The sequence below is a fragment of the Micromonospora sp. NPDC049201 genome (genome assembly GCF_055586805.1).
In genome coordinates this window covers 468,905-494,862 of record NZ_JBVJHM010000001.1, presented here as the reverse complement: position 1 = coordinate 494,862, position 25,958 = coordinate 468,905, and the positions used below count along the sequence as shown (strand labels likewise).

General features: G+C 73.1%; 19 protein-coding genes. 6 read left to right on the top strand and 13 right to left on the bottom strand.

All coding sequences use genetic code 11. The annotated features are described in order from the left end of the window. Positions 1–92: 92 nt before the first annotated feature. Genes ACZ6O5_RS01910 through ACZ6O5_RS01895 form a run of 4 tightly spaced genes read right to left on the bottom strand, consistent with a single transcriptional unit; the run spans position 93 to position 5,613 of the window. Complete coding sequence (locus ACZ6O5_RS01910; RefSeq protein ID WP_465974029.1) at positions 93–2,402, bottom strand: beta-xylosidase/alpha-l-arabinosidase; 2,310 nt, start codon at positions 2,400–2,402, stop codon at positions 93–95. Positions 2,403–2,441: 39 nt separating this feature from the next. Beyond that, positions 2,442–3,308 (bottom strand): carbohydrate ABC transporter permease, encoded by an 867-nt coding sequence (locus ACZ6O5_RS01905; protein ID WP_465974322.1) that lies wholly within the window; start codon positions 3,306–3,308, stop codon positions 2,442–2,444. Beyond that, positions 3,305–4,303 carry a carbohydrate ABC transporter permease gene (locus ACZ6O5_RS01900; RefSeq protein ID WP_465974028.1) on the bottom strand — a complete coding sequence of 333 codons (999 nt, stop codon included), beginning with the start codon at positions 4,301–4,303 and terminating at the stop codon, positions 3,305–3,307. Before ACZ6O5_RS01900 ends, ACZ6O5_RS01905 begins: the two co-directional genes overlap by 4 nt. Next, positions 4,300–5,613, bottom strand: coding sequence for an ABC transporter substrate-binding protein (locus ACZ6O5_RS01895; RefSeq protein ID WP_465974027.1), 1,314 nt, complete (start codon positions 5,611–5,613; stop codon positions 4,300–4,302). Before ACZ6O5_RS01895 ends, ACZ6O5_RS01900 begins: the two co-directional genes overlap by 4 nt. A 134-nt stretch (positions 5,614–5,747) precedes the next feature. Between ACZ6O5_RS01895 and ACZ6O5_RS01890 the strand changes: the two genes are divergently transcribed. Continuing rightward, on the top strand, positions 5,748–6,752 hold the full coding sequence (locus ACZ6O5_RS01890; RefSeq protein WP_107157346.1) for a LacI family DNA-binding transcriptional regulator: 1,005 nt from the start codon (positions 5,748–5,750) through the stop codon (positions 6,750–6,752). Positions 6,753–6,759: 7 nt separating this feature from the next. Here ACZ6O5_RS01890 and ACZ6O5_RS01885 read toward each other — a convergent pair whose 3' ends face one another. Then, on the bottom strand, positions 6,760–8,241 hold the full coding sequence (locus tag ACZ6O5_RS01885) for an RICIN domain-containing protein (RefSeq protein WP_465974026.1): 1,482 nt from the start codon (positions 8,239–8,241) through the stop codon (positions 6,760–6,762). A gap of 166 nt (positions 8,242–8,407) precedes the next feature. Between ACZ6O5_RS01885 and ACZ6O5_RS01880 the strand changes: the two genes are divergently transcribed. Further along, complete coding sequence (locus ACZ6O5_RS01880) at positions 8,408–9,601, top strand: endo-1,4-beta-xylanase (protein WP_465974025.1); 1,194 nt, start codon at positions 8,408–8,410, stop codon at positions 9,599–9,601. A gap of 7 nt (positions 9,602–9,608) precedes the next feature. Here ACZ6O5_RS01880 and ACZ6O5_RS01875 read toward each other — a convergent pair whose 3' ends face one another. From ACZ6O5_RS01875 to ACZ6O5_RS01860, 4 genes are all read right to left on the bottom strand, one after another. After that, complete coding sequence (locus ACZ6O5_RS01875) at positions 9,609–10,166, bottom strand: DUF5872 domain-containing protein (protein ID WP_465974024.1); 558 nt, start codon at positions 10,164–10,166, stop codon at positions 9,609–9,611. 72 nt (positions 10,167–10,238) lie between these two features. After that, complete coding sequence (locus ACZ6O5_RS01870; protein WP_465974023.1) at positions 10,239–10,748, bottom strand: hypothetical protein; 510 nt, start codon at positions 10,746–10,748, stop codon at positions 10,239–10,241. Positions 10,749–10,831: 83 nt separating this feature from the next. Next, entirely contained in the window at positions 10,832–11,545 is a 714-nt protein-coding gene (locus ACZ6O5_RS01865) for a hypothetical protein (protein WP_465974022.1), read from the bottom strand. Next, positions 11,538–12,125 (bottom strand): RNA polymerase sigma factor, encoded by a 588-nt coding sequence (locus ACZ6O5_RS01860; RefSeq protein ID WP_465974021.1) that lies wholly within the window; start codon positions 12,123–12,125, stop codon positions 11,538–11,540. The genes ACZ6O5_RS01865 and ACZ6O5_RS01860 overlap by 8 nt, the downstream gene beginning before the upstream one ends. Before the next feature lie 63 nt (positions 12,126–12,188). Between ACZ6O5_RS01860 and ACZ6O5_RS01855 the strand changes: the two genes are divergently transcribed. After that, positions 12,189–13,763 carry a glutamate synthase-related protein gene (locus ACZ6O5_RS01855; protein ID WP_465974020.1) on the top strand — a complete coding sequence of 525 codons (1,575 nt, stop codon included), beginning with the start codon at positions 12,189–12,191 and terminating at the stop codon, positions 13,761–13,763. Positions 13,764–13,778: 15 nt separating this feature from the next. On the opposite strand, the gene ACZ6O5_RS01850 is transcribed toward ACZ6O5_RS01855, so the two are convergent. Then, positions 13,779–15,020: a DUF1501 domain-containing protein gene (locus ACZ6O5_RS01850; RefSeq protein WP_465974019.1), complete on the bottom strand. Its 1,242-nt coding sequence runs from the start codon at positions 15,018–15,020 to the stop codon at positions 13,779–13,781. A 12-nt stretch (positions 15,021–15,032) separates the two neighbouring features. Further along, positions 15,033–16,334, bottom strand: coding sequence for a DUF1800 domain-containing protein (locus ACZ6O5_RS01845; protein WP_465974018.1), 1,302 nt, complete (start codon positions 16,332–16,334; stop codon positions 15,033–15,035). Positions 16,335–16,422: 88 nt separating this feature from the next. Between ACZ6O5_RS01845 and ACZ6O5_RS01840 the strand changes: the two genes are divergently transcribed. Further along, complete coding sequence (locus tag ACZ6O5_RS01840; protein WP_465974017.1) at positions 16,423–17,661, top strand: sugar efflux transporter; 1,239 nt, start codon at positions 16,423–16,425, stop codon at positions 17,659–17,661. Here the strand turns inward: ACZ6O5_RS01840 and ACZ6O5_RS01835 are convergent. Continuing rightward, on the bottom strand, positions 17,613–18,272 hold the full coding sequence (locus ACZ6O5_RS01835; RefSeq protein ID WP_465974016.1) for an SAM-dependent methyltransferase: 660 nt from the start codon (positions 18,270–18,272) through the stop codon (positions 17,613–17,615). The genes ACZ6O5_RS01840 and ACZ6O5_RS01835 overlap by 49 nt on opposite strands. 152 nt (positions 18,273–18,424) lie before the next feature. Beyond that, positions 18,425–19,477 (bottom strand): S1 family peptidase, encoded by a 1,053-nt coding sequence (locus tag ACZ6O5_RS01830; protein WP_465974015.1) that lies wholly within the window; start codon positions 19,475–19,477, stop codon positions 18,425–18,427. A gap of 514 nt (positions 19,478–19,991) precedes the next feature. On the opposite strand from ACZ6O5_RS01830, the gene ACZ6O5_RS01825 reads away from it, so the two are divergent. Together ACZ6O5_RS01825 and ACZ6O5_RS01820 are read left to right on the top strand one after the other, a co-directional pair. Beyond that, the gene (locus ACZ6O5_RS01825; protein WP_089154306.1) at positions 19,992–20,222 is read left to right on the top strand and encodes a DUF2188 domain-containing protein; all 231 of its coding nucleotides are present in this window, start codon (positions 19,992–19,994) and stop codon (positions 20,220–20,222) included. A 219-nt stretch (positions 20,223–20,441) separates the two neighbouring features. Then, positions 20,442–25,901: an ATP-binding protein gene (locus ACZ6O5_RS01820; RefSeq protein WP_465974014.1), complete on the top strand. Its 5,460-nt coding sequence runs from the start codon at positions 20,442–20,444 to the stop codon at positions 25,899–25,901. Positions 25,902–25,958 lie beyond the last annotated feature (57 nt).

The following is a 25,958-nucleotide window of genomic DNA, read 5'->3' as shown; positions in this document are numbered from 1 at the left end:
GTCGGGCTGTTTTCCGGCGAATTACCCACTGCGGGGACGTGCGGTGGGCCGGGCCGCCGGTCGTCCCCCGTGGACGACCGGCGGCCCGGAGGTCAGCTCAGTTCCGTGGTCGTCCAGCGCGCGGACGCGTTGGTCACCGGGACCGTGGGCCCGGTGAGCGTGGTGGACGCCTCCGCGTCCCGCCGCACGCTCGTGCCGACCCACACCTCGACCTCACCGGGCTCCACCACCCGGGTGAGCGTGCGGTCGGAGAATGCCAGGCGGGTGGTGGGCACCGTCAACGCGACGGTGACCGACTCGCCCGGCTCCAGACGGACCCGCCGGTAGCCCAGCAACTGCGCCACCGGCCGGGTCACCGAGGCCACCACGTCGTGGCCGTAGAGCTGGACCACGTCGTCGCCGGCGACCGCGCCGGTGTTGGTCACCCGCACCGTGACGCGCAGCGCGCCGTCGGTCGGCACGGTGGCCGGCACCGCGAGATCGGTGTACGCGAACGTGGTGTACGACAGGCCGTGCCCGAACGGCGCCACCGGCGTCGCCGGCAGGTTGGTGCCGTTGCTGCCCTCGCCCAGCGTCGGGTGCAGATAGGAGTACGGCTGCGCGCCGGCCGAGCCGGGCAGGCTGACCGGGAGCCGGCCCGACGGGTTGACCCGCCCGGAGAGCACGGCGGCGATCGCGCCGGCGCCCTCCTCGCCGGGGAAGAACGCCTGCACCACGGCCGCGCAGCGGGACAGCGCCCAGCCGACCGCGTACGGCCGGCCGGTGAGCAGCACCAGGACCACCGGCGTCCCGGTCGCCAGGACCGCCTCGACCAGTTCCCGCTGGACGCCGGGCAGCTCCAGGTCGTCCCGGTCGCAGCCCTCTCCGACCGTGCCGCGCCCGAAGAGACCGGCGTGGTCGCCGACGACCAGGACGGCGACGTCGGCCGCGGACGCGGTGGCGACCGCCTCGTCGAAACCGGACCGGTCGTCGCTGTCCACGTCACAACCCCCGGCCCAGGTGACGAGGTCCGGGCCGAACTCGCCGCGCACCGCGTCGAGGACGGTCGGCACCTCGATGCCGGTCTCCACGCCGGCATGCTGGACGAGCACGTGGTTGAGGAAGGAGTAACACCCGAAGAGCGCGCCCTCCCGGTCCGCGTTCGGGCCCACGACCGCCACCCGCCGGCCCGGAGCCAACGGAAGCACGCCCTGGTTGGCGACCAGGACGACCGACTCCTCGGCGAGTCGGCGGGCGATCGACCGGTGCTCCGGCGGATCGAGGTCGATCACGCGGGGCGGCTCGTCGTCGAACGTCGCGTCGAGCAGCCCGAGGTCCCGCTTCTGGCGCAGGACGCGCAGCACCGCACGGTCGACGAGCGCCTCGTCGACGGCGCCGGCCCGCACCGACTCCCGCAGCGTCAGGTAGGCGTCGCCGGTGGGCAGCTCGATGTCGAGGCCGGCGGCGAGCGCCTGGGCGGCCGCGTCCGCGTTGTCGGCCGCCACGTGGTGCAGCAGGTTCAGGAAGGCGACCGCGTAGTAGTCGGCGACCACGGTGCCGTCGAAGCCCCAGCGGTCCCGCAGCACGCCGGTCAGCATCGTCGGATCGGCGGCCACCGGCACGCCGTCGATCTCGGTGTACGAGTGCATGACGCTGCGCGCGTCGCCGTCGAGGATCGCCATCTCGAACGGCGGCAGCAGCACGTCGGCCAGCTCCCGGGGGCCGGCGTGCACCGGCGCGAAGTTCCGCCCGGCGCGCGACGCGGAATAGCCGGCGAAGTGCTTCAACGTGGCGTGCACGCCCTGCGACTGCAACCCCCGCACGTACGACGTGCCGATGGTGCCGACCAGGTAGGGGTCCTCGGCGATGCACTCGTCGACCCGCCCCCACCGCGGGTCCCGGATCACGTCCAGCACCGGGGACAGGCCCTGGTGGATGCCGAGCGCCCGCATCGAGGCCCCGATCGCCGCCGCCATCTCGGCCACGAGATCGGGATCGCACGCGGCGCCCCAGGCCAGCGGCGTCGGGAAGGTCGCCGCCTTCCACGCCGCCAGGCCGGTGAGGCACTCCTCGTGCACCAGCGCCGGGATGCCCAGCCGGGTGCCGGTCACCAGGTCCCGCTGGAACTTCCACAGCCAGGCCGCGCGGGCCGCCGCGTCGACCGGGCGGGTGCCGTAGGCGCGGGTGAGGTGACCCAACCCGTGCCGGGAGAAGTCCTCCAGCCGGCCGGTGTCGGCGAACTCGCCCTGCAGGGGCGCGACCGCCTCGCCGTCCTCCTTCTCCCAGAACCCGACGAGCTGCGCGATCTTCTCGTCGAGCGTCATCCGGCCGAGCAGCTCGCGTACGCGTGTCTCGCCGGCGTGCCCGTCCCGGCGCTGCTGGGCCGGCGCCGGCCCGTCCACCACCGCGTGGACCTCTGTCATGGTGTGCCCTTCCCTCGGTTGTGCTCGTACCGCTGCCGCTCAGCCCTTGACCGCACCCTGCAGGCCACCGACGATCTGCTTCTCGGCGAGCGTGAAGAAGAGCAGTGCCGGCAGCATCGCCAGCGAGGTGAAGGCGAGGACGCCCGCGGTGTCGGTGGTGTACTGGCTGGAGAAGTTCTGCACCCCCAGCGGCAGGGTGTGCAGGCTGACGTCGCCGAGGACGAGCAGCGGCAGCAGGAACGCGTTCCAACTCGCGACGAACGCGAGGATCCCGACGGTGACGAGCGCGGGCCGCGACAACGGCAGCACGATGCGCCAGAGGAAGCCGAGCCGGTCCGCGCCGTCGATCGCCGCCGCGTCCTCCAACTCCCGGGGGATGGCCGCCAGGAAGGGCCGCAGGATGACGATCGTGATCGGCAGCGAGAAGGCGACCTGCGGGAGGATCACCGCGTAGTACGAGTTGATCAGGTTCAGGTCCCGCAGCATCAGGTAGAGCGGCAGGATGGCCGCGCCGGCCGGGAAGAGCAGGCCGAGCGTGAAGAACGTGTTGAGCGCCTCCCGGCCGCGGAACGTGTAACGGGCGATCACGAACGCGGCGCACAGGCCGAGCACCACCACGCCGAGCGTGGTGCCGAACGCGATCACCGCGCTGTTGAACGCCTGCCGCCAGAAGTCGCTCTGGGTCAGCACCCGCGTGTAGTTGTCCCACACCCACGGGTCGGGCAACCCGGCCGGGTCGGCGACGATCTGCGGCGTGGTGCGGAAGCCGCCGACGATGACGTACACGATCGGGGCGATCGACACGGCCGCGACCGCGAGCGCGAGCGCGTACGTCAGCGGCGTGCCCCAGGAGATCGGCCGGCGCCCGGCGGACGGGGGCAGGACGGAGTTCGCGGTCACGGTCAGTTCGCCCTTCTGGTGATGGCGCCCTCGATGTCGCGGCGGAGCAGGAAGCGCTGGAACAGCAGCGCCGCCACGAAGGAGATGACGAAAAGGATCACGGCCACCGCGTTGCCGTAGCCCCACAGCCGGGCGAAGAAGCCGTTGTCCACCATGTAGGTGGCCATGGTGGCCGACGCGCCGAGGGAGCGCACCGCGGGCACCGAGGTCACCCAGACCACGTCGAAGACCTGGAGCGAGCCGATCACCGACAGGAACATCCAGATCCGGATCGTCGGGCCGAGCAGCGGCAGCGTGATGTGGCGTTGGGTCTGCCACCAGCTCGCGCCGTCGATCGCGGCGGCCTCGGTCAGCTCCTCCGGCACGTTGGACAGGCCGGCGAGCAGCAGGATGATGGCGAAGCCGACGTACTTCCAGGTGAGGACGAACAGCAGGGTCCAGATGACCACGTCCAGGTCGGCGAGCCACGCCTGGACCAGGCCGCCCAGGCCCAGTGCCCGCAGCAGTTCGTCGGCCGTGCCGTCGCCGGTCAGGATCAGCTTCCACATGATGCCGACGGTGACCTCGGCGAGCACGTACGGCACGAACGCCAGCAGGCGGAACGCGCCGCGCCCGCGGAAGCGGCGGTTGAGCAGCAGCGCGACGCCGAGCGCGAGCGGACCCTGGACCAGCAGCGACCCGAACACGACGATCGCGTTGTTGCGCAGCGCGTCGAGGAAGATCGGGTCCTGGAAGGCGAGGACGTAGTTCTTGAAGCCGACGAACTCGGTGGGTGGACCCACCCCGCGCCACCGGAACAGGCTGTAGTAGAACGCGAAGCCCATCGGCACCAGCACGAACGTCACGTAGACGACGAGCGCCGGCGTGGTGAGCCCGACGATCTCGTACCACTTGCGGCGGGTCTCGGCCCCACGGGAGGAGGCGCGTCCGGTGGGCCGGGAGCCCGCCGGCGGCGCGGTGACGCCGCCGGCGGGGAACCGGGTCTGGTCGGTGGAGGTCACTTGCTCGCGGCCGCCTTCATGGCGGAGACGACCTTCTCCGGCGTGCCGTTGCCGGCGAAGATGGCGACGATGGCGTCGTTCATCGCGCTGCCGACGGTGCTGCCGTAGGCGGTGTCCAGCCAGAGCTGCACGTAGGTGGCCTCGGACGTGGCCGTCAGGATGGACTTCAGCGCGGGGTCGGTCACGCCGTCCGCCGCGCCCTTGGCGACCGGGAGGCCGGTGCCGGTGGCGGCGTAGCCCTTCTGCACCTCGGGGCTCACGAGGTACTTGAGGAACTCGACGCACTCCGCCGGAGCCTGCTTGGCGCAGGCGAAGCCGTCACCTCCGCCGAGGGCCGCCTTCGGGTCACCGGCGGACCCGGAGATCGCCGGCACCGGGAACCAGCCGAGGAACTTGCCGAGCTTCGCCTTGTCGGTGGCGACCGTGTCCAGCGTGCCCCGGTTCCAGTCGCCCATCAGCTCCATCGCGGCCTTGCCGTTGGCGAGCAGGCCGTTGGCGCTGGTCGGGTCGTTCTGACCGGGCGTGGCGATGAAGTTGTTCTGGAACGGCTTGGTGTCGATGAAGGTCTTGAGGTCCTGGCCGGCCTTCACGAAGCACGGGTCGTCGAAGTTCCGGTCGGTGGACGCCTTCTTCAGCGTGTCCACGGAACAGGCGCGCAGCGCGAAGTTGTACCACCAGTGCGCGGCCGGCCACTTGTCACCCGCGCCGAGGGCGATCGGGACGACGTTGATCGCCTTGAGCTTGGTGACCGCGGCGTTGAGTTCCTCGAAGGTGGTCGGCGGCGCCGAGATGCCCGCCCTCGCGAACATGTCCTTGTTGTACCAGACGCCCTCGATGCCCATCCGGTACGGCAGGCCGTACTGCTTGCCGTTGACCTGCCAGATCTCGGCCGCGGAGCCGATGTCGGCGACCTCGGTCTTGACCTGGTCGGTGATGTCCTTGAGGTAGTCGGCCTCCACCTGCTCCCGCATCTCGCCGCCGCCCCAGGCCTGGAAGACGTCCGGCGGGTCGTTGCTCAGCAGCGCGGCCGGGAGCCGGGTGCGCTGGAGCTGGTTGGTCTCGATCGCCTCGATCTCGATCTTGACGGTCGGGTGGGCGGTGGAGAAGTCCTTGGCGACCTTCTCCCAGTACGTCTTGCCGGGGCCGTCCTGGGAGGCGTTGTGCCACCAGGTCAGGGTCACCGGGTTCTTGTACAGCTCGCTCTCCGGAGCCGCCTTGTCGTCATCGCCACCGCCGCTGCATCCGGCGGCGACAAGGGCGCTGGTCATCAACAGTGCCAGCACGGCACCGGCGCGGCGTTTCATCGCCATTAGATGTCTCCTCGACCACTCAGTCGGGTTGCCTGTCGGGGAGTGTTACAGCCACGTAACTCGATGTCAATCGGTATCGATAACGTTTTCGAACCGTCGCGCCAGAGCCCCACGAGACCTCTATCATCGTCGTCGTGACCTTCCCGCAGCGCGTCAAGATGTCGGACGTGGCCCGTACCGCCGGCGTCTCGGTGGCGACCGTATCAAAGGTCGTCAATGGGAGGTACGGCGTCGCGCAGGCCACCGTCGAGCGCGTGCGACAGGTCATCCACGACCTCGGGTACGAGGCCGACCTGGGCGCGCAGAGCCTGCGCAGCCACCGGACGAACGTGCTGGGCATCCTGGTCGCCGAGTTCGAGCCGTTCTCGACCGAGCTGCTCAAGGGCGCCTCCCGCGAGGTGGCCGGCAGCGGCTACCAGTTGCTGGCCTACTCCAGCGGTGACGGCGAGGGCGCCGCCATCGGGTGGGAGCGTCGGTCGCTGGCCCGACTGTCCGGGACGCTCATCGACGGCGCGGTGATCGTGACGCCGACCGTGGTCGAGACCAAGCACGGCTTCCACGTCGTGGCCGTCGACCCGCACACCGGCCCGTCCGGGCTGCCCACCGTCGACTCGGACAACTTCGCCGGCGCGGTGCTCGCGACCAACTACCTGCTGTCGCTGGGCCACCGCCGGATCGGGCACATCAGCGGTCGGCCCGACCTGGAGTCGGCGCGCCTGCGGGAGGCCGGGTTCCGCCAGGCCATGGCCGACGCCGGCGTGGCGGTGGACGAGCGGCTGGTCCGCGTCGGCGGCTTCCGGATCGAGGGCGCGGCCGGCACGGCGGCGGAACTGCTCGCGCTCCCCGACCGGCCGACCGCGATCTTCGCCGGCAACGACCTCTCGGCGATCTCCACCCTGGACGTGGCCCGGAGCATGGGCATTCCGGTGCCGGACGACCTGTCGGTGATCGGCTTCGACAACGTCCCCGAGTCGGCGCTCGTCGACCCGCCGCTGACCACGATCCGGCAGCCGCTGCAACGGATGGGCGCGGAGTCGCTGCGCCTGCTGATCGACCTGATCGCCGGCGTCGAACGCGACGCGCACATCCGGCTGCCCACCGAGCTGGTGGTGCGGGCCTCCTGCCGCCCGCTCGACTAGACCACCGTCAGACGGGCGTGCGCGACCACTGCTGGTTGGCGCCGGTGTTGCACGGATACTGCTTGAGGACCACGCCGTCCGCGGTCGACAGGGCCGGCACGTCCACGCACTTGCCGCTGTGTCGGGCCCGGAGCTGGAACCAGGTGCCGTTGGCCACCATCTGGAACTGCTGGTTCGCGCCGCTGCCGCAGGTGTACTGGATGAGTTCCGCGCCGTCGGCGGTCGACGCGCCCGTCACGTCGAGGCACTTGCCGCTGTGCCGGCTGACGAGGCGCCACCAGCCGCTGCCGGCGTCGACGAACTGCCACTGCTGCCACGCGTTGCCGCCGTACGTGTACTGGCCGACGCGCGCGCCGTTGTCGGTGTTCGGCGCCTGGACGTCCATCGCCTTGCCGCTGTGGCGCACGGTGACCCGGTAGAACGTCCCGGTCGGCGGGGGCGGCGTGGTGGGCCCGCCGCCGACCGTGTCGCCCCACCCGTAGCGGATCCGGTCCGCGCCGGAGGGGTTGCGGACGGTCAGGTCGAGGCTCGTGCCGCTGCCGCTGAGCGAGAACATCGAGTACCAGTCGTACCCGATGGTGCCGGGCTTGCCGCCGAGGGCCGGCCAGTAGGTGCCGCCCATCCGGTTGTCGCGCATGACCTGGGCCATGGCGCGGATGTGACGGACGAAGTTGTCGGTGCTGCCGGCGTCGGCGTAGTCGCGGCCGTCGTTCATCGGCGCGCCGAACTCGGTGGCCACCGCGCGGGAGGCGCAGTTGCCGAGGCGGGTCTGGATGTGGCTCCGGAAGGCGTCGTAGCTCATCGCCTCGTAGAAGAACGCGTAGTGGTGGAAGGAGAACAGCGTCGCGGCGAAGCGGGAATCGTTGCAGACGTCACGCAGGTCCTGGCTGAAGCCGGTGCCGCCGACGAGCACCCGGCCGGGCACCGCCGAGTAGTGGTAGCTGAGCCAGTTGGCCGCGACGTCGCGCCACTCCGCCGAGCTGTAGCCGTGCGGCTCGTTCATCGGCTCGAAGTAGACGTTGGGGTTCGCGCCGTACGTGTTGGTCACCGTGGACCACATCGCGTTCCAGGCGGCGAGGTTCGTGATCCGGCCGCCGGAGGCGGCGCCGTCCTCCCAGTAGGCGAGGATGACCTTGAAGCCCCGCGCGGTGGCGGCGTCGATCGCGCCCCGGTACGCCTCCCACCACGCCGTGCCCACGGTGTGCGTGTTGATCGGCAGCCGGACGGTGTTGACGCCCATGGTGGCCGCCATGTCGTCGTAGAGGGCGTTGGCCTTGGCCCGCACGGTCGCGTTGCTGTCGGACATGCTCAGGCCCTGCACGACGAGCGGGCCGGTGCTGAAGTTGTCCCCCAGGACCGCCCAGTTCATGCCCCGGAACCCGTCGGTGGCGGCGGCGGCCGGCGTCGGGGCGACCGCCACGCCACCCACCAGCGCGATCAGCGCGCCCACCAGCGCGATCAGGAACCGATTACGCCGCACCTCGTTCACGCCAAGACCTCCCTATACAGACAACCATCTATGTTCACGTTCACAACGGCGGGTGTCAAGACACCGGCGCACCAGGCGATTGACGACGCCACATCGACGGCCGTAATGTTCCGGCCGAGTTTCGGAAAAGTTCCCGGAAGTTTCGCCCGCTGCCGGAAGGACACCTGTGAAGCCGAGCCGTTGGATCGCCGCCGGCCTGGTCGCCGTCGCGACCGCCGCCGCCCTCAACGCCGTACCCGCCACCGCCGGACGCCCCTACGACCCGACCGCGCAGAGCCTGCGTGCCCTGGCCCAACGACACGGCCTGTACGTGGGCACCGCGGTCGACATGGCCGCGCTCGACAACGCCGCCGAACCCCGCTACCGCGAGCTGGTCGGGTCCGAGTTCTCCACCGTCACCGCCGAGAACGTGATGAAGTGGGAGAGCCTGGAGCCCACCCGCGGCACCTACGACTGGGGGCCGGCCGACGAGCTGGTCGCGTTCGCCCGCCAGCACCACCAGCGGGTCCGCGGTCACGTGCTGGTCTGGCACAACCAGTTGCCGGCGTGGCTGACCAGCGGCGTCGAGGACGGCTCCATCGACACCGCCGAACTGCGCCGCATCCTGCGTGACCACATCACCGCCGTGGTCCGCCACTTCAAGGGCCAGATCTGGCAGTGGGACGTGGTGAACGAGGCGGTCAGCGACCCCTGGGACACCCCGTCCACGCTGCACTACAAGGGCTTCTGGGCCGAGCACCTCGGCCCCGGCTACATCGCCGACGCGTTCCGCTGGGCACGCGCCGCCGACCCGAACGCGCTGCTGTTCTACAACGACTACAACATCGAGGCGTTCGGCTCCGGCAACCCGGCCGACGACAAGACGCAGTTCGTCTACGAGATGGCGCGGGACCTGCGGGCCCGGGGCGTGCCGATCGACGGCGTCGGCAGCCAGGGCCACCTGGGCACCCAGTACGGCAACTACGACACGCTCCAGGTCGCCGCCGCGCTGCGGAGGTTCGCCGGCCTGGGCCTGGCCACCGCGTTCACCGAGGTGGACGTGCGCAGCCAGCTCACCGCCGGGGTGCAGGCCGGCGACTCCGCCGAGATCAACCCCCGGTTGCAGGCGTCCGCGGCCAACTTCAGCACTCTGCTGCGCGCCTGCCTGGCCGAGCGGCACTGCCTGTCGTTCACGCTCTGGGGCTTCACCGACAAGCACTCCTGGGTGCCGGGCGCGTTCTCGGACCCGCCGGAGGGCCTGGCCACCGTGTACGACGAGAACTACCAGCCGAAGCGGTCGTACCAGGAGCTGAAGGCCGACCTCATCTTCTCCGGACCGCCGTTCGTGCTGCCCCGCGTCCCGCAGCAGCCGCGCCGGTAGTCGGTGCTCACGCGGTCCGGCGGCGGAGTTCCGACTCCAGCCGCCGGATCAGCGTGCTGCGGGCCTTGCCGCCGCGTTCCCTACGCAACGCCGCGTCGAGCTGGCGCTTGTCGAGGTCGCGCACCAGCTTCGCCGCCTCCGCCACCGGCAGCTCGTTCACCTGCTCGGCCGCGGTCGCGTCCCGGCGGGCCCGCTTGGCCGGGCCGGTGTTCGGGACGTACTGCCGGCCGGTGCGGGACGCGCGCCGCTTGCGACGGTCGGTTTCCCGCCGGTCCTGCTCCGACAGCTCCTCCCAGGCCTGTTTCGGCAGGTAACGCTCGGTTTCACCGTTGTGCCGGGCACGGGTCTCACCGGACCGGGTCTGCCACTGCTCGCCGCCCCAGCGTTGCAGGGAACGCTGCCGCGCGTCCTTCGGGCCCGCGAAGCCCCCGCCGCGCTTCTTGTACTCGTTGGTCAGCAACTGCGACTTGCGGGCCGACCACTGCCCCGGCCGGCCACCCTTGTCGGAGGCCTTGATCTCCTCCTTCAGCCGCTCCCGCAGTTCCGGCTTCGTGTACTTCGCCATGACCCGGCGTTACCCGGACCGGACCGGCCCATGCCCCGCGGCCGGGGCACGAACCCGTCGCCGACCCCGGCCTCAGCCGGCGGCCCGGTAGCCGAGATCCAGCGTGTCGGACCGGCCGGACCAGGCCAGCCGCAGGTGCCAGCAGCCGGCCGCCGGCAGGTCGACGATGGACGGTCCCGGACCGCCGGCCACCTCCCGGGTGACCGCGGTGCCGACGCCGTCCAGCGTCGCGGTGATCACCAGCGTGGTCGACGCCGTCGGGTCGGGCGAGGCGGACGTCGGGCGACCCACCCAGAGGATCTTGTTGGTCGGCCCCTCGCTCCGGGCGTACGTCAGCGGGTGCCCGAACAGGATCGCGACGATCTCCCCCCGGTCGCCGAGGACGTGCGGCATCCGGGTGTCGCCGTGGAACCCGGCGTCCGCCCAGTCCGGCAACCGGCCGGTCGTCACCGCCGCGCGGCACCCCGTCGCGGCGGGCGCGGCGGCGGTCGTACCGGCCGGGCCGGCGTCCGGCGGCGGCGGGGCCGGGCGGCCCGCGCTCGTGCAGCCGGCCACCAGCAGCACCGGCACCAGCAGAACCATGCCCGGACGGGACATCCGACACCCCCGATCGACGACGTACGCTCCACCAGCAGGACACCGCCCGCGCCGGCCGGGTTCCCGGCTCAGTCCAGCGAGCCCGCGACGTCGAGCGCCTCGTCCCGGGTCAGGTCGCCCTCCAGCCGGTAGCTCACGCCGCCCTCCTGCCAGATCAGCGTCGCCGCGCTCAGACGCGCGGTGGCCACCCGCACGCTCCCCCGCCGGTCGACGTACGCCAGCGCGTGCGGGCCGCCGACCCAGATCGCGAAGTTGCCGTGCACCGACGTGAACGTCACGTCCGCGCCGGCCGCCTGCTTGTGGAACACGGTGTCGAGCGCGCCGTCGAACGCGTCCAGTCGCAGCGTCCCGCCCCGGTAGAGCAGGCTGGCGACCCGGTGCGCGCCCATGCCGTCCGGGTCGGCGACCAGCACCCGCTCGGGGGCGCCGAGCCGGGCCGGCATCCGGATCGGGAAGCGGACCTGCCGCTGGGCCTCGACGAGCGCGACCGGACGCTGCGCCGGCAACGGCGACGGGGTGCCGGTGGGCGGCGCGGGCGCGGGTGAGGTGTCGATGACGACGCCGGAGAACCGCAGCAGCCCGGTCACCGCGTCGGCGAGCGCGGCCCGGCCCGGCGGCAACGCCGCCACCAGCAGGGCCGCGAGCGCGGCGGCCAGCCAGTAGCGCCACCGTCGACGCGGCGGCGCGGCGAGGCGGGCACGGACCCGGGCGGTCACGTCCGGCGGCCCGGCCGGCTCCAGCCAGGCGCCCAGGTCGCGTAGTTCCCGCTCCAGGTCATCCACGGCGCACCGCCTCGTGGTCGAGCAGGCCGCGCAGCTTGGCCAGGGCGCGGTGGGCCCGCGACTTCACGGTGCCCCGGGGCAGCCCCAGCACGGTGCCGGTCTCGTCCTCGGTGAGGTCGAGCAGGTACCGGCAGGCGAGCACGTCACGGTCCCGGTCCGGCAACCGGCGCAGCGCCCCGACCAACGCCGCGCGGCGTTCGGCGGCGAGGACCGCGTCGAGCCCGTCCCCGGCGGTCGCCTCCGTCAGCGGGTCGGCCGCCGCCGCCCGCAGCGCCAGCCCGTCCCGCCGGCCCCGTGAGCGGTGCAGGTTCCGGCTCTCGTTCGCCACGATGGCCAGCAGCCAGGACCGGAACGACGCCTCACCCCGGTACCGGGACACCTTCCGGTACGCCTTCACGAACGCCTCCTGAATGACGTCCTCCGCGTCCGGCCCGGCGCCGAGCAGCAGCGCCGTCCGGTACGCGGACGCGGTGTGCCGGGCGACCAGGAGGTCGTACGCCTCCCGGTCACCGGCGCGTACGCGGGTGACGATCTCGTCGTCGTCCAGGACAACCTCCAGCTCGGTCCACTTCCCTGACACCGCTCGCGCCGCTCGGGTTCCCGCCCGAGTTTGATCGGCCGCCCGGGCGGAAAGAGTGGCGGGATGAGCTGGGCCAGAAGAGCCGTACCCGCCGCCGTCGCCGCCGTCGCCGCGCTCGCCGCACGGGACCTGCTGCAACGTGACCACGCGCTGCGCCGCAACTTTCCCGTCCTCGGCCGCGCCCGCTACCTGATCGAGTCGATCGGGCCCGAGCTGCGCCAGTACGTGGTGGCCGGCAACGACGAGGAGCGGCCGTTCACCCGCGACCAGCGGCGCTGGGTGTACGCCTCGGCGAAGCAGGAGAACAACTACTTCGGGTTCGGCACCGACAACGACATCGAGCACACCCGCGGCTACCCGATCATCAAGCACCGCACGTTCGGGCGGGCCGTGCCGCCGTCCGCGCCGGGCGCCGGGCACGACGTGGCGTTGCCCTGCGCCAAGGTGCTGGGCGCGGCGCGCGGGCGGGCGCGGGCGTTCCGGCCGGAGTCGGTGGTCAACATCTCCGGGATGAGCTTCGGCTCGCTCTCCGGCAACGCGATCGAGGCGTTGAACCGGGGCGCCGCGCTGGCCGGCTGCCTCCAGAACACCGGTGAGGGCGGCCTGTCGCCGTACCACCGCAAGGGCGGTGAGCTGGTCTTCCAGCTCGGCACCGCGTACTTCGGCTGCCGCGACGCCCACGGCCGGTTCAGCCTGGACCGGCTCAAGGAGCTGGTGGCGGGCGCGCCGGTGCGGGCGTTGGAGATCAAACTCAGCCAGGGCGCCAAGCCCAGCCTGGGCGGTCTGCTGCCGGCGGCGAAGGTCTCCGCCGAGATCGCCGCCACCCGGGGCATCCCGGCCGGGCAGGACTGCGTCAGCCCGTCGCGGCACGCCGAGTTCTCCGACTGCGACAGCCTGCTGGACTGGGTGGAGCTGCTCGCGGCCGAGACCGGCCTGCCGGTCGGCATCAAGTCGGCGGTCGGCGACCTGGGCTTCTGGGAGGACCTCGCCACGCTGATGCGGGACACCGGCCGGGGCGTCGACTTCGTCACCGTCGACGGCGGTGAGGGCGGCACCGGCGCCGCCCCGCTCATCTTCAGCGACTCGGTGTCGCTGCCGTTCCAGCAGGGCTTTTCCCGCGTCTACCGGACGTTCGCCGAGCGCGGCCTGCACGAGCAGGTGGTCTTCGTCGGCGCGGGCAAGCTCGGCCTGCCGGACAACGCGGTGGTCGCGTTCGCGCTCGGCGCCGACATGGTCAACGTCGGCCGGGAGGCGATGCTGGCGATCGGCTGCATCCAGGCGCAGAAGTGCCACACCGACACCTGCCCGACCGGCGTCGCGACCCAGAACGCCTGGCTGGCCCGGGGCCTGGACCCGGCCCGCAAGTCGGTGCGGGCCGCCAACTACGTGCGGACGCTGCGCCGGGACCTGGTCAAGGTCGCGGAGGCGTGCGGCGTGGAGCATCCCGGCCTGATCGGCACCGACTCGGTCGAGATCGTCGACGGCCGGACCGCCGCCACCCCGCTGGATGAGGTGTACGGCTACCGGCCGGAGTGGGGGCTGCCGTCGGAGGCCGACCGGGCGGAGATCATCCGGCTGATGACGGCCGAGGCGCCGCGCGGCGGCAGCGCGCCGCCGTCGGCCACCGCGGTCGGCTGACCCGGCGTCGCCGGCTCAGAGCGCGTCGGCGAGCCGCCCCCGCCAGCCCCCGAGGACCGCCCCGGCATCGGTGTCCAGCACCCGCTCCAACAGCGTGGCGTAGACGTCCCGGAAGTCGGTGGTGAACTTCAGGTCGCCGTCGTCGAGGTCGGTGAGGCTGGGCGGCTCGCCGTACAGGCCGCCGTCGACCGGCGCGCCCAGCAGCAGCACGTTCGAGGCGGTGCCGTGATCGGTGCCGTCGGAGGCGTTGGCCCGGACCCGGCGGCCGAACTCCGAGTAGACCGCCACCACCACCTGGCGGCCGGCCGCGGTGCGCGACATCCGGTCGGTGAAGCGGCTCAACGCGCCGTCGAGCTGCCCGAGCAGCACCTCCTGGAGCTGCTTCTCGTCGGCGTGCGTGTCGAAGCCGCCGAGCGAGACGGAGAAGACCCGGGTGACGACCCCCGCCTCGACACAGCGGGCGACCAGGTCGAGTTGCGCGTCCAGGGAGGCCCGGGCGCCGCCGGTCGCGGTGGCCGGCGCGGTCTCCCCGTCGTCCTCGGCGTCCTCCCCCGCCGGCGTGGCCCGGACCTGCCGAACCATCGCGTCCACCGCGCCCAGGTCGGCGAAGCAGGCCGCCGCGCGGGCCCGGGCCGGTGAGTCGTCCGGCGCGACGGCCGCGAGCGCGGTGAGCGTCTCGGCGGCGAGCCGGGGTGGGCCCTCCCGCTCGGTCACCGGCACCGACGCCCCCGCCCCCCGTTCCCCGGCCAGCAGTGGCGGCAGCGCAGGCTCGAACGACACCGCCAGCCGGGGGTCCGCGCCGGCCCGGTCGAGCCAGCGGCCCAGCCAACCCGTGGTGCCGGGCCGGTCCGGCTGGGCGGTGTGCCAGATGTCCATGGACCGGAAGTGGCTCCGGTCCGGCTTCGGGTAGCCGACGCCGCGCACCACCGCGAGCCGTCCCGCGCCGTACGCGCGGTGCAGCCCGCCGAGCGCCGGGTTGAGGCCGGTGCCGTCGTCGAGCCGCAGCACCTCCTCGGCCGAGTACGCCAGGTCGGGCCGGGCGTTCCGGTAGGCGGGGTCGGCGTGGGGCACGACGGTGTTCAGGCCGTCGTTGCCGCCGTACAGCGTGACCAGGACCAGCGTGCGGGCCTGCGGGTCCCGGTCACCGGCGGTGGCGAGCAGGTCGTTCAGGCGGTACGCGGCGGCGCCGCCGGCCAGGGCGCTCGCGCCGACCACGCCACTGGCCACCAGGAACCGCCGTCGGGTCAGGACGTCCACGGATCGCTCCTCTCAACTGACCGCGTACTCGGGGCTGACCAGGCCGGCGACCAGCAGCCGGCGGGGTTGTCCGGCCAGTGGGGCCAGGGCGGCCCGGGTGCGGTCGCTCCACCGGTCCACGACCAGCAGCCGCGCCAACGCGTCGGGCCGACCCGCCGGTGGCGCGGCGGCGAGCCGGGCCAGCACCGCCGGATCGGCCACGCCGGCCACCTGGTCGGCGACCCTCATCCGGGCCTGCAACGACGAGGTGGTCAGCCAGGCCGTGCCGGCCGGCCAGCCGCCGACGCTCGGTGGCCGCAACGGCACCTGGTCGAGGGCGTTGAGCCCGGCCAGCAGCCGGCGCCGGCCCGCCTCCGACAACGCCGCCGGGCGCACTCCGAGCTGCCGGGCCGCGCCGACCAGCCATTCGACGGGCTGTTTGACGAGCGTGTCGCGGGTCTGCGCGAACGCCGGCGCGGTGAAGATCCGGCGCAGCGTGCCGACGGTGTCCGGGCCGGCGAGGTCCGCCGGCGGCGGCACCTGCGCGCCGGCGTAGCGGAACCACAGCCGGCCGGCGACGAACCGGGCGGTCTCCGGGCGGCCGGCGAGCAGCGTCGCGTACGAGCCGGCGTCGAACGCGGCACGGCTGCCGAGGATCGTCTTCGGCCCGGGATCGTGCCGCCGGGCCACGAACCGGGCGACGCCGGTACGCCGGTCCACCGTCCAGCCGGTGAGCGCCCGCGCGCCCTCCTTGACGTCGGCCTCGCCATAGCCGCCGCCGATGCCGAGCGTGAACAGTTCCAGCAGCTCACGGGCCAGGTTCTCGTTCGGTGCCCGCCGGGTGTTCTGCTGGCCGTCGAGCCAGAGGATGAGCGCCGGGTCCCGGACCATGGCGTCGACCAGCGGCGCCAGCGGGCCCCGGCCGAACCGTCGAAGCGTCTCCAACTGACGCAGCATCAGCGGCGCCGACCGGACCTTGCGCACGCTCGTGGCCCAGTGCCCGTGCCAGAAGAACAGCAGCTTCTCGTCGCCCTGGTGCTCGGCCGCGATCATCCGCGCCAGCCACCAGGCGGTCAGCGTGCTCACCTGCTCACGACGTTCGCGGTTGACCTGTTGGCGCTGCTCACGGGTGGCGCCCTGGCCGAGCGCCGCCGCCGGGTCGGGGCCGAGCGGGGGCGTCGGGGTGGCCGCCGCGCCCCGGTCCGGCCCGGCGGGGTCGAGCAGCCGGTCGAGGGTGGCGGCGAGCCCGGCCCGCTCGGCGTCGTCCACCTCGTCGGCGGTCGGCCCGAACGTCGCCCGGCGCAACAGGTGCGCCACCGCTTCCCGTTCCCTCATGCCGCCGACGTTAGCGGCGTGGTGTTCGAGGACGGTAAGAATCACGTCCGAGGCGGGTTTGTCACCGGTAGGGCGTACCGTGCGCCGCATGGCTGTCGACACCAGGCCGGCGGTGCGCGCCGGCCGCTTCCGGCTGCTTCCGCTGGCCCTGCTGTTCCTGACCGTCGGCACCTCCGTCTCCGTGGTGATGCCCTTCCTGTCGCTGTTCCTCGACACCGAGGTGCGGGCCGATCCGGTGCGGGTCACCGTGTTCCTGGTCGTCACGCCGCTGTCCGGGGTGGCGGTGGCGGTGCTGGTGGGGCGGCTGTCGGACCGGTGGCCGATCCGGCGTCGGCTGCTGATCGGCGCGTCGCTGGCCGGGATGGTGGGCGCCGGCCTGATCGCGTTCGTCCGCGACTACTGGGTCCTGATGGTGCTGACCGCGACCGTCATGGCGCTGGCCAACTCGCTGTTCCCGCAGTCGTTCGCCTACACCCGCCAACTGCTCGACCGGGACAGTCCCGGGCGGGCCGCGCTCGGCGTCAGCGTGATGCGTACCGTCTTCTCGCTGTCCTGGGTGGCCGGGCCGCCGCTGGCCGCGGTCCTGCTCTCCGTCGGCGGCTTCCGGCTGGTCTACGGCGCGGCCGCGGTCATGTACGCGCTGGCCGCGCTGATCGCCGTGCTCCGGCTGGAGGAGCTGCCGGTGCCGCCGCGGCCGGCCCCGGACGAGCCGGCCGCCGGCCCGCCGGGCGCGTCGCGCTGGCGGTTGGCGCTGACGGTGGCCGCCTTCACCATGTTGCAGTGCCCGCTGACGCTCGGCGTGCAGGTGCTGCCGCTGTTCATCGGCCGGGTGCTGCGCGGCGACCCGGCGGACGCGGGCCTCGTGCTGGGCCTCTGCGCCGCACTGGAGATCCCGCTCATGCTGGGGCTGGGCGCGCTCACCGCGCGGGTCCGGCTCCGGCCGTTGATCCTGGTCGGGGCCGGCTGCGGCATCGCCTACTACGCGGTCGCCGCCGGGGCGACGAGCGTGCCGGTGCTGCTCGTCGCGCAGCCGGTCAACGCGCTGTTCATCGCCGCGGTCTCCGGGGTCGGCATCTCGTACGTGCAGGATCTGCTGCCCGGTCAGCCCGGCCGGGCCACCACGCTGTTCACCAACACGTTCCCGATCGGCGCGGTGCTCGCCGGCCCGCTGCTGGGGCTCTCCGCGCAGGTCGGCTTCCGCTGGGCGTACGCCATGGCGGCGGCGTTGTGCGCGGCCGGCACGCTGGTGCTGCTGTTGACCCGGCCCGGGGCCGACGGTCAGCGGCGGTGGGCCAGGACCACGTGGTCGACCAGCTCTCCCGGGTGACCGTCGGGGCCGGTGGCGGTGCGGCGTGCCGCGCCGAGGCGCTCGATCCGCCAGCCGTTCGGGTCGAGGTCGATCGCGGCGAGGATCCGCTCCGGGCTGGCGAACCGCGGGTCGTCGGCGTCGAGCCCGGACCACGGCGGCGGCGCGCCGTGCTCGACGACGAGCAGCCGGCCGCCGGGCGCCACCGCCCCGGCCGCCCGGGGCAGCACCTGTTCCCGGGGCAGCACCAGCGGGGACTGGAAGAACTGCGCCGACACCAGGTCGAAGCGACCGGCCGGGAAGTTCCGGTTCACGTCGTGCCGGGCGGTGGTGATCCGGTCCGCCACGCCGGCGCGCGCGGCCTCGACCGCGAGCCGCTCCAGCGCCACGGTCGAGATGTCCACGGCGGTGACGTGCCAGCCCCGGGTCGCCAGCCAGACCGCGTCGCCGCCCTCCCCGCTGCCCAGGTCGAGCGCGGTGCCCGGGGGCAGGTCGGCGGCCACCTCGGCGAGCACCGGGTTGACCCGGCCGCTCCAGATCCGCTCCGCCTGTCCGTACCGCTCGTCCCAGAACCGGGCCGGGTCGGTGTCCGCCGGCGGGTTCTGGTGGTGCTGGTGGTGGTGCCCGGTCATGCCTGCCTCCTTCGCCGCCGGGCACGTCGGCGGCCCGGCTCCGCCATCGTGCGCGGCGGCCGGGCCGGCGGCAAGGATCCTTGCCGTTCCGGCAAAAGCGGCCGGAAGGGGCCGCCGGTTTCCCGACGACCCCTTCCGGTACGCGGACGCGATCAGGCGATGCTCACGCCGTAGACGCTGAGCGCCTCGGTCACCGGCTGGAAGTAGGTGGTCCCGCCGGAGGAGCAGTCACCGTTGCCGCCGGAGGTCAGGCCGATGGCGCTGCTGCCGCTGAACAGCGAGCCGCCGCTGTCGCCCGGCTCGGCGCAGACGTTCGTGCGGATCAGGCCGGAGACGCTGCCCTCGGCGTAGTTCACCGTGGCGTCGAGCGCCTCGACCGTGCCGCCGTGCAGGCCGGTGGTGCTGCCGGAGCGCTGCACCGACTGCCCGACGAACGCGTCGGCCGCGCCGGTGATGGCCTGCGTGCTGCCGTTGTAGAGCGAGACGCTGCTCTCCGCCGCGCCGGCGTTCGTGTGCTGCACGATGCCGTAGTCGTTGCCGGGGAAGCTGCCGGTGCCACCGGCGCCGAGCTGGCTGCTCTGCCCGGAGTCGGCGTACCAGTTGGCGGCGATCGCGGTGCAGTGCCCGGCGGTCAGGAAGTAGTAGGTGCTGCCGCTGCGCACGTTGAAGCCGAGCGAGCAGCGGCCGCCGCCCTGGGCGTAGATGGCCTCGCCGCCGGCCGTCCGGGTGCCGAGTGTGCCGGCTTCGCGCTCGATCCGGATCGTGCCGTCGAGCTGCTTCGCGACGGCCTTGACCCGGTCCAGCTTCGCGCCGGTGACGGTGCTGTCGACCGAGACGACCACCTGGTTGGTCGCCGGGTCGGTCCACCAGGCGGTGCCCGGGATGCGGGCGGACTTGTCGAGCGCCGAGGTGGCGCGGGCGAGGTCGTCCGCGCCCCGGGTGACGAGCTTGGGGGTGGCGCCGGCCGCGCGGACCTTCTGGGCGGCGGCGTCGTCGGTCACCGTGACGACCATGGTGCCGGCGGCGTCGGCGTACGTCCCGGCGGAGCGGTCGCCGAGTGCGGCGGCGAGCGCGGTGGCTTTCTCGGGGGTGGCGGACGTCTCGGGTGCGGCGTTTGCGGGAGCGCCGGCCAGTGAGCCGACGATCAGCGCGCCGGCCACGGTGAGGGCGGTGGCGGTACGCCGCGATGACCCGGAGAGTCGCATATGGATACCTCCTGGAGCTGAGCACGGGCGGCCTTTCGGCAGCCCCGGGCAGCCGTTCGGCCGGTGAGGCTCGGCCGATCGGGCTTCGTCGAAGTTGTCACACGTTTGTCATTGATGGCAAGAGTTCCGCTTGCGGCGACTGGCCCCGATCTCAGCACTTGGGTCGGGTAGGACCGATCGACGGCGACTCGGGCGGTTGGCGGCATTCACGCGCGTCCTTACTGGTCAGTAACACGTTTTCGCACCACCCCACCGGACTCCCGACCCGGCTCCCCGACCAGATGCCGGGACGAGATCGAAACCCACAAAATCGCGCCGCCCCCGCGCGCACCCACCCACCACCCGACGCCTGTTTCACGGAAAGAGTGGCCATTCTGGCGGGAATGGCCACTCTTTCCGTGAATCTGCGCGCGGCGGGGGTGGGAGTGAGGGGGCGGGAGGGGCGGGAGGATTAGGGGGGCGGGGGTGGGGGCAGACATTCGTCATCGACCACGGATTCGAGGGAGCTGACGACATGGCGAAGGGTGACATCGACACCTACCAGCAGGACGGGCAGTGGAAGAACCGCCCGGAGGGCAACGAGCGCGCCAGCAGCCGGCACGACACGAAGGCCGAGGCGGAGGCCGCCGGCCGGGAGATGGCGGCCGAGCGTGGCACCGAGCACGTGATCAAGAAGCAGGACGGCACGATCGGAGAGAAGAACACCTACCCGCGCAGCCGCGACCCGCGCGAGATCCCGGGCTGAACCGCCCACGTCACCGCTGGACAGCGCCGGCCCCGCTCGGGGACGGCGCTGTCCAGCGTATTGGCATAAAAACTTTTGTGTGGTTCCTACAACGGTCGCCGCTCAGGGTTCGGCGATTACGACATGGCGCGGCCCGCTGGCAGACGGCAGGGTGAGGCAAGCCGGGGGCACCGCCGCCACCCGGCGCAACACCGTGGGTCTACCGAAGGGGACGGTCACGTGTTCACCCGTGTCGCCATCGTCAACCGTGGTGAGGCCGCCATGCGGCTCATCCACGCGGTCCGGGAACTGGCCGCGGAGACCGGCAGCCGGATCGAGACCGTCGCGCTGTACACCGACGTCGACCGCACCGCCACCTTCGTCCGCGAGGCGGACGTCGCGTACGACCTCGGGCCCGCGTCCGCCCGCCCGTACCTCGACCTCAAGGCGCTGGAACGCGCGCTGGTGGAGACCCGCGCCGACGCCGCGTGGGTGGGTTGGGGCTTCGTGGCCGAGGACCCGGCCTTCGCCGAGCTGTGCGAGAAGGTCGGTGTCACGTTCGTCGGGCCGAGCGCGGACGCGATGCGCAAGCTCGGCGACAAGATCGGCGCCAAGCTGATCGCCGAGGAGGTCGGCGTGCCGGTCGCGCCGTGGAGCCGCGGCGCGGTGGAGAGCCTGGAGGCGGCGGTGGCCGCGGCGGCGCAGATCGGCTACCCGCTGATGCTGAAGGCGACCGCCGGCGGCGGCGGGCGCGGCATCCGGGTGGTCCGCAGCGACGCGGAGCTGGCCGACGCGTACGAGCGCACCAGCCAGGAGGCGGCCCGGGCGTTCGGCAGCGGCGTGGTGTTCCTGGAGCGCCTGGTCACCGGCGCCCGCCACGTCGAGGTGCAGGTGATCGCGGACGGGCAGGGCACCGCGTGGGCGCTCGGCGTCCGGGACTGCTCGGTGCAGCGGCGCAACCAGAAGGTGATCGAGGAGTCGGCCTCGCCGCTGCTCGACCCGGCGCAGGTCGCCGAGCTGAAGACGTCGGCGGAACGGCTGGCGGTCGCGGTCGGCTACCGCGGCGCGGCCACGGTGGAGTTCCTCTACCACCCCGGCGACCGGATCTTCGCCTTCCTGGAGGTGAACACCCGGCTCCAGGTCGAACACCCGATCACCGAGTCGACCACCGGCTTCGACCTGGTCAAGGCGCAGCTGCACGTGGCCGGCGGGGGCCGGCTCACCGGCGCGCCGCCGGCCGAGCGCGGGCACGCCATCGAGGCGCGGCTCAACGCGGAGGACCCGGACCGGGACTTCGCCCCCTCCCCCGGGCGGATCACCCGCCTGGATCTCCCGGCCGGCCCCGGCATCCGGGTGGACACCGGGGTCAGCGAGGGCGACACCATCCCCGCCGACTTCGACTCCATGATCGCCAAGATCATCGCGTACGGCCGGGACCGGGACGAGGCGCTCGGCCGGCTGCGCCGCGCCATGGCGGACACCACCGTGGTCATCGAGGGCGGGGCGACAAACAAGAGCTTCGTGCTCGACCTGCTCGACCAGCCCGAGGTGATCGACGCCAGCGCGGACACCGGCTGGATCGACCGGGTCCGCGGCGAGGGCCGGCTGGTCGGGCACCGGCACTCCGCGGTGGCGCTGGCCGCCGCCGCGATCGAGGCGTACGAGGAGGACGAGAGCGCCGAGCGGCAGCGGCTGCTCTCCACCGCGGCCGGCGGGCGGCCCCAGGTGCAGCACCGCAGCGGCCGGCCGCTGGACCTGAAGCTGCGCGGCGCGAGCTACCGGATGCGGGTGGCCCGGGTCGGCGCGCACCGGTTCCGGGTCGGCATCGAGGCCGGCGGCGACGCGCGTACCGCCGACGTCGAGCTGGACCGCTTCGACCGGCACACCGGGCAGATCGCCGTCAACGGCGTCCGCTACCGCCTGCTCACCGGCACCCACGGGCCGGTCCACCTGGTCGAGGTGGACGGCGTCACGCACCGGATCAGCCGCGACGAGGGCGGCGTGCTGCGCTCCCCGATGCCGGCGCTCGTCGTCGCCACGCCGCTGGAGGTCGGCGCGGAGGTCGAGGCCGGCGCGCCGGTGCTGGTGCTGGAGGCGATGAAGATGGAGACGGTGCTGCGGGCGCCGTTCCGGGCCCGCCTGAAGGAGTGCGCCGTCGCGGTCGGCACCCAGGTGGAGGCCGGCGCGCCGCTGCTGCGCCTGGAACCGGTCGCCGAGGAGGGCGCCGAGGCCGCCGCCCCGGCCGAGGAGGCCGTGGAGCTGGACCTGCCGGACGCGCCCGCGGACGTCCCGGCGCGGACCCGGGTCGAGCGTGGCCAGGAGGACCTGCGCGGGCTGCTGCTCGGCTTCGACGTGGACCCGCACGACGAGCGCCGTGTCCTCGACGACTACCTCGACGCGCGGCGGGCGGCCACCGAGGCCGGGCACCGGCCGCTGGCCGAGGAGCTGGAACTGGTCGACGTCTTCGCCGACCTGGCCGAGCTGAGCCGCAACCGGCCGGGCGGGGACGACGGTCCCGGCGGGCACCTGCACAGCGCCCGCGAGCACTTCCACATCTACCTCCAGAGCCTCGACGTGGAGCGGGCCGGTTCGCCGGAGGCGTTCCGGGCCCGCCTGGCCAAGGCGCTCGGTCACTACGGCGTGCGCGAGCTGGACCGCTCCCCCGCGCTCGAGGCCGCGGTGTTCCGGATCTTCCTGGCCCAGCAGCGGGCCACCGTCGACGCCGCCGTGATCGCCGCGCTGCTCCGCTCCTGGCTGCGGGAGCTGCCGCCGGACGAGGCGCTGCGCGAGCCGGCCGGCCTCGCGTTGGAGCGGCTGATCGCGGCCACCCAGGTCCGCTTCCCGGTCGTCGCGGACCTGGCCCGGGGCGTGGTGTTCGCCTGGTTCGCCCAGCCACTGCTGCGCCGCAACCGGGCCCGGGTGTACGCGCGGGTCCGGTCGCACCTGCGTCACCTCGACCGCCAGCCGGACGCGCCGGACCGCGACGAGCGGGTCGCCGAGATGGTCCGCAGCACCGAGCCGCTGGTCCGGTTGCTCGGTCAGCGGCTGGTCCGGGACAACCTGGACAACGCGACCATGCTGGAGGTGCTGACCCGCCGCTACTACGGCAACAAGGCGCTCACCGGCGTCCGCACCCGTACGGCCGGGGGTTGCGTGTTCGTGGTGGCCGACCGCGCCGAGTCGAGCGTGGTGTCGGCCGCGGTGCGGTTCGACGCGCTCGGCGACGCGCTGCGCGGGCTGGCCGAGGTCGCCGCGGACTGCGCGGCCGTCGACGCGGACGTCTACCTGGCCTGGGAGAACCAGCCCGAGGAGTTCGACGCCACCGCCGCCGCGCTGCTCGACGTGATCAACGCGCATCCGCTGCCGGACCGGGTGCGCCGGCTCACCACCACGGTGGCCGGGCGCGGCGGCGCGGTGATGCACCACCACTTCACGTTCCGTCCGGACGGGACCGCGATGGTCGAGGAGCGACTGATCCGGGGCCTGCACCCGTACATCGCGCAGCGGATGCAGTTGGAGCGGCTGCACCGGTTCGACCTGACCCGCCTGCCGTCGCTGGACGAGGAGGTCTACCTCTTCCAGGCGGTCGCCCAGGAGAACCCGACGGACCAGCGGCTCGTCGCGTTCGCCCAGGTCCGGGACCTGACCGAGCTGCGCGAGCAGGACGGCCGGCTGGTGGCGCTGCCGACCACCGAGGACGCGGTCACCGCCTGCATCGACTCGATCCGCCGGGCGCAGTCCCGGCGACCGTCGAAGGTCCGGTTCCCGACCAACCGGATCGTCATCTACGTCTGGCCGCCGAGCGAGCTGACCCGCGAGGAGATGGAGCGGATCGCGGCCCGGGTGCGCCCGACCACGGTCGGCGCGGATCTGGAGGAGATCCTGTTCATCGGGCGGCAGCGGGACCGCCGGACCGGGGAGCTGACCAAGGTCGGCGTGCGGATCGCGTTCGACGTCACCGGGCAGGCCCGGCTCTTCGTCGGGGAGCCGCCGACCGAGCCGGTCGAGCCGCTCGACGACTACCGGCTCAAGGTGCTGCGGGCGGCCAGCCGCAACACGGTCTACCCGTACGAGCTGACCGGGCTGCTCGGCGAGTTCACCGAGCACGACCTGGACGCCGGGCACACGCTGGTGCCGGTGGACCGGCCGAAGGGGCGCAACACCGCCGCGATCGTGGCCGGCGTGGTCCGTACGCCGACGCCACGACACCCGGACGGGGTGACGCGGGTGGTGCTGCTGGGCGACCCGACGAAGTCGCTCGGCGCGCTCTCCGAGCCGGAGTGCCGGCGGGTGATCGCCGCGCTGGACCTGGCGCAGCGGATGGGCGTGCCGTTGGAGTGGTACGCGCTCTCCGCCGGCGCCCGGATCTCGATGACCTCGGGCACCGAGAACATGGACTGGGTGGCCGCCGCGCTCAAGCGGATCGTCGAGTTCACCCAGGACGGCGGCGAGATCAACATCGTGGTGGCGGGCATCACCGTCGGCGCCCAGCCGTACTGGAACGCCGAGGCGACGATGCTCATGCACACCAAGGGTGTGCTGGTGATGACGCCGGACTCGGCGATGGTGCTGACCGGCAAGCAGTCGCTGGACTTCTCCGGTGGCGTGTCCGCCGAGGACAACTTCGGCATCGGCGGCTACGACCGGGTGATGGGCCCGAACGGGCAGGCGCAGTACTGGGCGCCGAGCCTGCCGGCCGCGCACGAGGTGCTGATGGCGCACTACGACCACACGTACGTGGCGCCGGGTGAGGACGCGCCGCGCCGGGCCACCACCACCGACCCGGTGGACCGGGACGTGTCGACGTTCCCGCACACGGTGGCCGGCAGCGACTTCACCACGGTCGGGGAGATCTTCTCCGCCACCGCGAACCCGGACCGGAAGAAGCCGTTCGACATCCGTACCGTGATGCGGGCCCTCGCGGACCAGGACCACCCGGTGCTGGAGCGGTGGGCGGGCATGGCCGACGCGGAGACCGCGGTGGTGCAGGACGTGCACCTCGGCGGCATCCCGGTGTGCCTGCTCGGCATCGAGTCCCGGTCGGTGCCCCGGCACGGCTTCCCGCCCACCGACGGCCCGGACACCTACACCGCCGGCACGCTGTTCCCCCGGTCGTCGAAGAAGGCCGCGCGGGCGATCAACGCGGCCAGCGGCAACCGGCCCCTCGTCGTGCTGGCCAACCTGTCCGGCTTCGACGGCTCGCCGGAGTCGATGCGCAAGCTGCAACTGGAGTACGGCGCGGAGATCGGCCGGGCGATCGTGAACTTCCGCGGCCCGATCGTGTTCTGCGTGATCTCGCGCTACCACGGCGGCGCGTTCGTGGTGTTCTCCAAGGCGCTCAACCCGGCCATGACGGTGCTGGCGATCGAGGGCTCGTTCGCCTCGGTGCTCGGTGGCGCGCCGGCCGCCGCCGTGGTCTTCGCCGGCGAGGTCGCCGCGCGCACCGCCGCCGACTCCCGGGTACGCGAGCTGGAGAGCCGGGTCGGGGCCGCCACCGGCACCGAGCGCGCGACGCTCACCGGGGAGCTGGACGAGCTGCGGTCGTCGGTGCGGGCCGAGAAGCTGGGCGAGGTGGCCACCGAGTTCGACCGGGTGCACAGCATCCAGCGTGCCGTCGAGGTCGGTTCCGTGGACACGGTGATCCGCGCCGCCGAGCTGCGGCCCCGGATCATCGAGGCGATCGAGGCGCGCCTGGGCTGACCCCAGGACGCGTCGACGGCGGCGGACGGGCCACGGGGCCCGTCCGCCGCTTCGCGT

What these genes read in the sequence shown, in the direction of transcription:
- ACZ6O5_RS01910 (WP_465974029.1), bottom strand. Translation starts at nt 2,402, where the DNA reads ATGACAGAGGTCCACGCGGTGGTGGACGGGCCGGCGCCGGCCCAGCAG.
- ACZ6O5_RS01895 (WP_465974027.1), bottom strand. Translation starts at nt 5,613, where the DNA reads ATGGCGATGAAACGCCGCGCCGGTGCCGTGCTGGCACTGTTGATGACC.
- ACZ6O5_RS01875 (WP_465974024.1), bottom strand. Translation starts at nt 10,166, where the DNA reads ATGGCGAAGTACACGAAGCCGGAACTGCGGGAGCGGCTGAAGGAGGAG.
- ACZ6O5_RS01870 (WP_465974023.1), bottom strand. Translation starts at nt 10,748, where the DNA reads ATGGTTCTGCTGGTGCCGGTGCTGCTGGTGGCCGGCTGCACGAGCGCG.
- ACZ6O5_RS01855 (WP_465974020.1), top strand. Translation starts at nt 12,189, where the DNA reads ATGAGCTGGGCCAGAAGAGCCGTACCCGCCGCCGTCGCCGCCGTCGCC.
- ACZ6O5_RS01845 (WP_465974018.1), bottom strand. Translation starts at nt 16,334, where the DNA reads ATGAGGGAACGGGAAGCGGTGGCGCACCTGTTGCGCCGGGCGACGTTC.
- ACZ6O5_RS01840 (WP_465974017.1), top strand. Translation starts at nt 16,423, where the DNA reads ATGGCTGTCGACACCAGGCCGGCGGTGCGCGCCGGCCGCTTCCGGCTG.
- ACZ6O5_RS01835 (WP_465974016.1), bottom strand. Translation starts at nt 18,272, where the DNA reads ATGACCGGGCACCACCACCAGCACCACCAGAACCCGCCGGCGGACACC.
- ACZ6O5_RS01830 (WP_465974015.1), bottom strand. Translation starts at nt 19,477, where the DNA reads ATGCGACTCTCCGGGTCATCGCGGCGTACCGCCACCGCCCTCACCGTG.
- ACZ6O5_RS01825 (WP_089154306.1), top strand. Translation starts at nt 19,992, where the DNA reads ATGGCGAAGGGTGACATCGACACCTACCAGCAGGACGGGCAGTGGAAG.